The sequence below is a fragment of the Snodgrassella sp. B3088 genome, from assembly GCF_026535815.1.
Classification (GTDB): domain Bacteria; phylum Pseudomonadota; class Gammaproteobacteria; order Burkholderiales; family Neisseriaceae; genus Snodgrassella; species Snodgrassella alvi_E.
The window spans coordinates 1-7628 of the sequence record NZ_JAFNPG010000030.1 but is presented as its reverse complement, the minus strand read 5'-3'; the positions used below and the strand labels follow the sequence as shown (position 1 = coordinate 7628).

General features: G+C 36.5%; 7 protein-coding genes. 2 read left to right on the top strand and 5 right to left on the bottom strand.

Going from position 1 to position 7628, the window contains the following annotated elements; genetic code table 11:
- The first annotated feature begins 377 nt into the window (after positions 1–377).
- Positions 378–668: a hypothetical protein gene (locus J3U75_RS09230; RefSeq protein ID WP_267391668.1), complete on the top strand. Its 291-nt coding sequence runs from the start codon at positions 378–380 to the stop codon at positions 666–668.
- Between the two features lie 77 nt (positions 669–745).
- Positions 746–1012 (top strand): hypothetical protein, encoded by a 267-nt coding sequence (locus J3U75_RS09225; protein ID WP_267391667.1) that lies wholly within the window; start codon positions 746–748, stop codon positions 1010–1012.
- A gap of 391 nt (positions 1013–1403) precedes the next feature.
- Here J3U75_RS09225 and J3U75_RS09220 read toward each other — a convergent pair whose 3' ends face one another.
- The 5 genes from J3U75_RS09220 to J3U75_RS09200 all read right to left on the bottom strand — a co-directional run.
- Positions 1404–4667 (bottom strand): autotransporter outer membrane beta-barrel domain-containing protein, encoded by a 3264-nt coding sequence (locus J3U75_RS09220; protein ID WP_267391666.1) that lies wholly within the window; start codon positions 4665–4667, stop codon positions 1404–1406.
- A gap of 116 nt (positions 4668–4783) precedes the next feature.
- On the bottom strand, positions 4784–5314 hold the full coding sequence (locus J3U75_RS09215; RefSeq protein ID WP_267391665.1) for a toxin-activating lysine-acyltransferase: 531 nt from the start codon (positions 5312–5314) through the stop codon (positions 4784–4786).
- 785 nt (positions 5315–6099) lie between these two features.
- Positions 6100–6477, bottom strand: a complete 378-nt coding sequence (locus tag J3U75_RS09210) for a hypothetical protein (protein WP_267391664.1) — start codon at positions 6475–6477, stop codon at positions 6100–6102.
- A 122-nt stretch (positions 6478–6599) separates the two neighbouring features.
- Complete coding sequence (locus tag J3U75_RS09205) at positions 6600–7211, bottom strand: hypothetical protein (RefSeq protein WP_267391663.1); 612 nt, start codon at positions 7209–7211, stop codon at positions 6600–6602.
- Positions 7205–7628, bottom strand: a 424-nt coding sequence (locus J3U75_RS09200; protein WP_323811365.1) for an RHS repeat-associated core domain-containing protein, incomplete at its 5' end; no start/stop codon positions are given. The genes J3U75_RS09205 and J3U75_RS09200, both read right to left, overlap by 7 nt.

Sequence of the window (7628 nt, the reverse complement as noted above, 5' to 3'; positions counted from 1 at the left end):
CAATGCTGCGTTCCAGAAAATAACGCTAACAAATCTAGTAAGAGATATGAAGCAATCAGGAGCAACAGAGCAGCAAATAGGGATGCGGGTACTGCAATTCCAGATAGCAGGGCAAGCCCTAAGTTCATATTCACTATCAGATCAGGTAGATGCATTGTAAGGGACAGGAGAGCATGCTGATGATTTTGCTAAAATAGGCGTTTCAAAATCACAAATACCGAATGTTGTTATGGATGCGGTATCCAAAGGAAAGATAATTGGTTATCAAAGGGACTTCCAATTTATGAAGTTCTGGTTAATGGGCAAAAACAACGTATAGCTGTAACGACGGGTAGTAATGGTTTTATTGTAGGAGCTAATCCTGCTGGGAGTGTTAAATGAAAAAAATAAAATTAATGGCTGACTATCAATGTTATCCTCTATGGCTTAACTCAGATGATGCATTTGGAAATATTGATTTTAATTCATTGCCAATAAGTAATGTGCTCAAAAATGAGTTTAATAGTTGGTCTGATAAATATGATGAAACATTAAATTTAGATGATCCTTTAACTTCTGGATTTGCGACTCTAGATGATGAGAGAGTTTTTAGGAAAATGGGACAATCTTTAAAGGAGAAACTACAAATGGAATTAGGTGATGATTATGAGGTGATATATCAACAATGATAAAATAAATCCCCACCTAACCTGTTGGGATTTTACCTATTATCTTTTAGATCTACTCCGCAAGCTCAATAATCAGTTTGTTCCGCCAAATCTTATTCATAACCAGCTACACATCAGCGATAGGGACAAGCGACATCAACACAGCACACAGCAAAGTAAATGAACTGCCGGATTTACAGCAGATTATGGATAAACAGCAGGCTGTAGCTGATGCCACCGCCACCATCATGCAAAGCGTACGTACACTAAGCACAGATATGGCAAACAAAGCGGACAAAGAAAAGCAGCAGGAGAAAAAAGCGGCAGCCCTGGTAGTTAATGCGGCCAAGAAAGAAGTGGCATAGGTTGGAAAGAATGTTTGAAATTTGTTTCAGATAATTGAAGAGAATACCAATAGAATAAATCCACTATAGGATATTAAATATTAAACATTACCCTAATTGTATAAATTTTTAAAATTATTCAAAGCGTTTTTTGAAAAAAGATAAAAATAAATATTATTGGAGTATTTTTTAAAATAAAAATCCACTAATGAATTAAGGATGAAAGCGTTTATGCAGAATCATTAATAAATTTTTATTGGTACGAATATCTTTTTATTTACATCATTTTAGATTAAACAAGCATATCTATTTCTGAAAAAAACGTGGTTGAGCGTTTAGCCTGACCACGTTGTACATTAGTGAAAATATTTGCAATAGAATAAAATTCTAAGCACTCATTCTTTCGTTCTCATCACTTCCATTTGTGCTCAAAAGAAAGGCTACCGCGGTATCCTTCGCGTTTTGTGCTACCAAAATCATGCTCGTAACGGACATCGCTATAAATAAAGCTATTATTCTTTAGCGCAATTTTAAGACCTATACCTAATTCTCCCCATGTTTTGGCAAATTTTTCGCGTAGATTATCTCTACCAATGTCTACACGACTTGGATTTAAAAAATCATGCCATACATTGCCTAGAGCATAAAAAGTGGCTGGTTTGGTAATAGCAGTGTAGCCATCATAGGCCACACGCACGCCCACACGGCCACGTAGCGCATCCTGACCGTTTTGATCGACATGCCGGTAACGGTCATTAAAACTATTTAGATTGATATATTGGTATATCAGTTGTACTTGTGGTTCAATCTTCCAATTACCTTGTGTATTTACTGATTTTGTCAGCGCAAATGGTTGGCCCGCTTCCACAGAAATTGCGAACCCCCAGCCATTTTGGCTATCGGGATTAATGTCATCACGTGCTTCGTATTTATTATGCAGATAAGACAACTGGCCTACTAGATCGATATAGCTGTTATTACTATTGTAATAAGTGTTGGTGATACCCAGACTAATGGCATCTGATTTACCTTTACCGGTATATTTATCACCTGTGATGACACCATTTACCGCACGGTATTGATCAGAAAAATCGGTACTAGCTCTACTGTAAGCGATGTAAGTGCCAATATGATTGTGGCTACCATTTTCATGCAACTGGTTGAAAAAATCATGCCCTATCTGAAAACCTGCGATATCAGAATCAGCATTTAAACGGTTTTTACCATCTTGTTTCAGATGTTTGCCCAATACTCGTCCCCATGTCTGTCCACTGATGAAATTTTTATTCTGGCTGTCACAATTTGTACAATCTGCCAAATCTGAAGTCAGGTGTTCTCCGCGACGTTCATGCAGGGTACTTATACTGGCAAATCCTTGTTCATGATTGATATGCGGTATAACGACATAACCGGCAACGGCATGGGTATATATCGGTGTTGGCTTTTTGGGTGTGGTGGTCTCACCTCCTCCGCTATTACCACCACCTCCATTTTCGCCGCCTATTTCTTCTTTAGCCTGCATTGTCCAGTAATATACATCACCATCTGTACTTGAACGTTTAGCTAATTGTACTTCCGTTGCACCTGTTGTATGCGCAGTGCCTGTAAAGGCATTTTGGCTCCTATAGGTACTAAGGTTGCTGCTGGTACCAACATATACCACTGGTACGGTATTGATAACTTTATTAACTTGCTGCACATTACCGTCAATTACATTTTCATTGCCGTCTGCATTCAAGGGTATAACACGGGTTACACCAGTGGCCGTACCAGTGATTTTTAATACATCAGATTGAGAATTATTTCCTTCAGCATCACCCGGTTGATTCCACAGCGTATTCATTTTAACCATTGCATTATTGATTGCGGAGTAATTACCCACAATGGTTAGCATATCATTGTATTTAGCATGGGAAGCATTATCGAGATTTATGATACTTTCATTATTATTCACGTTGCCTTGCAGTATGAAATTATTACCACCTGCATCATCAAAAGCAGCATTTAAAATAGAGCCGTGAGTTAGATTCAGGGTATCAAATTTTGCGGTATTGTTGGTGCCACTTTTCTTTAAGTTCCAAGTAAAACCATTATCTAAATTGATGTTAAGAATAGGTTTGTAACTTTCATCCAGCACTTGTTTTTCTTCAGTTTTGACCGTTCCTTTGGTGACTAGCCCAGTCATACTGCCTTTACCTGTGGCATTAAAGGTTACTAAAGAAGCTTCATACGCTTCGTGCCCTTGCTCATTTCCGCTATCGTCATATGTGTTTGAAAAGTACTGATAGTTAGGCCCTGTGTAGTTGCCACTGACATTAACTATATATCCTTCATTATGAGCAGTCAGGTTGGTTTTATCGCCTGAAAAAGATAAGTTTGTATCAACCTGTCCCTGATCGACAAAGATTAAATCTTTCCGGCTCACTGAGCCCTCAATTACCGGATCGGCACTGGTACCGGTGGTGGTGAAAACGGCATCTTTAAAGCTGGCTCTAACACCATGAGCAGCTGCTTGTTCGTATTTGCCATCTTTGGTTGCATCGTCGTGAGTACCAATTTCTAATGCATAACCGTTGGTTTTAATAGTGGAGGCACTATTCTCATAATTGGCTTTAAATAGAGAATTACGCACCATTTTTATGCCATTACCACTTCTCGCGTTTGTTGTATCAATTGTTAAATTTCCATGGGATTCAAGTATTCCCGGGCCTTCCCCTGTATTACGCGTTTTACCTAATTTTATGCCGTTACTGTCCCAGTTTAATGTTGACGTGTCACTGCCCTGATTAATGATGATTTTGTTGTTTTTGCCATTTAAAACCACTATTGGGGTCAGTTGCCCTTCAACTCCGGTATCTTCAGCAGCTTTATGATTGGTTTGATTTCCGGAAACATAAATACCGATAGATCGATTACCGGTTAAGGTCATATCTAAATCATCGTTGACAATAACGCGCCCAGTAGAGCCGTCTCCTGAATTATCGAAAGCGCCCTGAATTGCTCGAATACCATTATTTAATATTGGCTGGGTTTTACCCCCTGTGGCTGTCTGATTCATGGTTAATTTATCCACTGTTATGGTGGTGTATTTACCATTGAATGTTTTTCTTTCGCCAGCATTTGCAGCCGAACCAGCTAAAATACCATAGGAGGAGACGGAACCACTTGAGTTACCGCCGCGGGAGTAATTATTATTAATATTTAACTCTACATTTTTAGCTGTTATGTCAACATTGTGATATGAGGCAATGCCGGATAAATTGCCATTGCTGTTGACGGTAAAATCTATGTTACCGGCATTAATGGCGGCATTAGAATAACCATAAGAGTATTGATTTCCCAAAGCCGTATAATCACCATTTATGTTAGCTCTTAAGGTAGTGTCCCCAACATTAAGTGGTTCACGTAGATGGTTACGAGTCAAAATATAAAAACCGGCGTTACCACTTTGATTAACTGTTGCGGCCTTTACGTTATTACATCCATCATTCGGTCCACCGCCGCCAACTAAGATTGATCCGTCTGCATTGGGTATGCAATCCTGAGCAAATGCGGTTGTCGATGCGGCTAAAACAGTTAAAGTAGCTGTAACTTTGCACGCTCTACGTACCAGTTCTGAACAGGCTACCGTTGTACCCGTTATTTTATTAAACTTTGTTTGGTAGATTTTGTTCATACTGATTTCCTCTTAGTCAAGGGTGAAACTAAGATGATCTTATCGCTTATAATTATTGGATTTATAAAACTATTTTTTTATTTACTTAATAAAATCATAATATTACAAATTTAAAATTAACATTGAATATTTTTTACAACAGTTTGTTGTTTTGATTTATGGTAGCCAAAATAACACAAATGATTATGCAGAACTTTTTTACAGATTGATTTAGTTAGTAAAGCATCATGTAAACCAAATGGACAGAAAAATGATAATATCCATAAATTTTTGTCTTGATCTGGTTGCATGCAATTGACAAAAGTTAGATAGTCTTTTGATTGATTCAAATACTGAATTTCTTCCTCGTGGTTCAAATATGCCCAGTTGATATAGCCGATAGGGCGCTGTTGAGTGATGATTAGGGCGAAGTTTTTCGAACGGATAATGGGAATTAAATTCTCTAAGGCAGAGTTAATAGCAGTGTTTTTGTAATCAGGATGTTTGCTCCATAACCATATCATAGCCCCGATTACTTCCGCTTCATTCCATGTGGCATCGGGAAAAATACTGGGAGCGATTACTCTGCACGCTTGGGATAATACATCAGAAGTGGCTACTGAGGCTTTTTTTGATTTAGTGAATTTTGATTGGTAGTTTTTTTCCATATTGATTTCATCTTAGAATATAACGACACCAATATGATCATATCGCCTGAAATGGAATGTTTAATAAAACTAATTTCAATTTGCTTATAAAAATTAAAAGTTTACAAATTTAAAATTTTTATTGAATATTTTTTGCAACAGTTTATTGTGTTGATTTAATATAACCAAATAAATCACTAAGACTTATTTAATATTTTAGAAACAGTTTTGGGTAGCACAGCCTTTCGCTTTTCAGATTAAAATAATATATTAATACTGAGTTAAATGCTAGTTTAATATAACAATGTAATTAATTTTTAACTAAGCAAAAATAATTCATTTGAAATAAAACTTTCAGGTTTAATTTTCGCTACAGCAGGCTGACTAACTGTGATTGGAGTTATTTTAGACTGTTGTGGACGTACATTTTTACGCACATGCTTAATCTTGTGAATAACCAATAACTCTTTGAGTCTGTGTGCCGCTACTGAATAGATAAACAAGATGTTAACCTTATTTAAGTCTACTCCGCTTCATTCGTTTTTATCATCAAATATTTAAAAAATGCCATCCAATGATTTTTCTGGAGTACGCTCGTGATTATAGCTACTCTTTTATATCGACGCCGTATTCTGCATTTTCCTGACTACGTTGTTTTAGTTAACATTTATTTTCAACGGCTTGAGGTTTGATTTTATTTTTTGCTTATCCGCAGCAGCTAAGTATACATGCCGCCATGAATTATTCTTGGCTATGGGATTTTGCTTATTTATGGTCTCTATCTTTGCCAGTGGTTTGTAGACAATTTAGCTTATGTCGATACGGGTTTCCTGAATCATTCTTAGTCCGTCCCACAGGAAGTGGGTACGGTTGTAGGCTTTGCCCGCTCGGTCTATTTGATGTTTTTCCATACGTCGGCCTAAGGCATCGTAGACATAGCCGTAGCGTTCGGTACGGTTTAATTTTTCGATACGCACTTCGGTCAAGCGGTGTTCGGCATCGTAGTGGTAATACTGGGTACCGCTGGCGGTCTGTTTGCTGTGGGTACGGCTGTGTGCGTCGTAGGTGTATTGCAGGCCACGGAAGTGGAGTAGCTGGTTAAAGCGTATCAGGTTTTGGTTGTCGGTACTGCTGTCTTCGTTGCGTCTTTTATCCAGCAGGTTGGCGGCGGCATCGTATGCCACATTGCCTGTTTTTTATTAAGCAAGGTCATGTTGTATTAAGTACTATTTACCTAATAATTTTGATTTTAAAAAATTATCTAAAGAATTTTTTTTAATAATTCTTTATTGTTAAGTAATAATGGTCACCATGCTTTCAATTGATCAATTGAACTTGTTTCAACAAATGGAACGTTATAATAAAGAGCGTATTCTTTTATCTTTAAAAGAATATTTTGTTCAAATAGTATACAAGTTTGCCCTGCTTCAGGCATATAATGATGACTAATAAGTATTTTGTAATCAAGATGTAATATTTTTTTTATAACTTCACTTTTATATTTATTATCTTCTATCAAATCTAATAATAATGGTTTGGAAGGTAAAGGTTCTTGCGATAACTTTTTTTTTGATTTCATCTCATTTTTCTTTTTTATTAGATAATATTTGTTTAATTCAGAATAAATTAAATCTAATTTTTCTTTATCACCATATAAATAAATACCATCTCTTTGAATATTTTCGACGTGTTTTAATGATATAAACTCACTATTCTGTTTATCTAAATACATTAAATTTGGAAAGGTTTTTAAAATTATTTTTTTTGCAAAATAAGTATTAAACCCATATGGACCATAACCATTACAATTAATATTGTATTGATAACATAAGCAATATGCCATGGAATCAAGATCTGGATTGATTATTCTATTCCAATTGGGGATAGGGAATTTTATTAATTTTTCATTAATTACCATGTGATTATAATTTCCTCATTTTTAGAATTAACCGAATGTATATGTCCAGATTCATGATGTTTAGGCACTCCAATAGAACCTGCATCAGGATGACCATCAGGGTGCTCAAACCAATAATTTTTACCCTTAGCGTTTTTTTGTCCTAAGCTTTTTGCTCCAGATGATTTCATCTTAGACCAATTTTTTCCTCTACTTGAGATATTAAGTTCATCAATATTAATTTTTTCCCCTCCTCTTGATATTCTAGGTACTTTGGCATGATCCTTAGCCAGTCTTAAAGCACTTTTTCTGTTCTTAGCTTTAATAACCGGACAATCCTGTAACCCCCAAGGATCAATCCACATCAACCCATTAGGCGCATACTGATACAAATTAAACCCACCCAGCAACCCAATCGGGTCCGGCTGCGTGAATCTG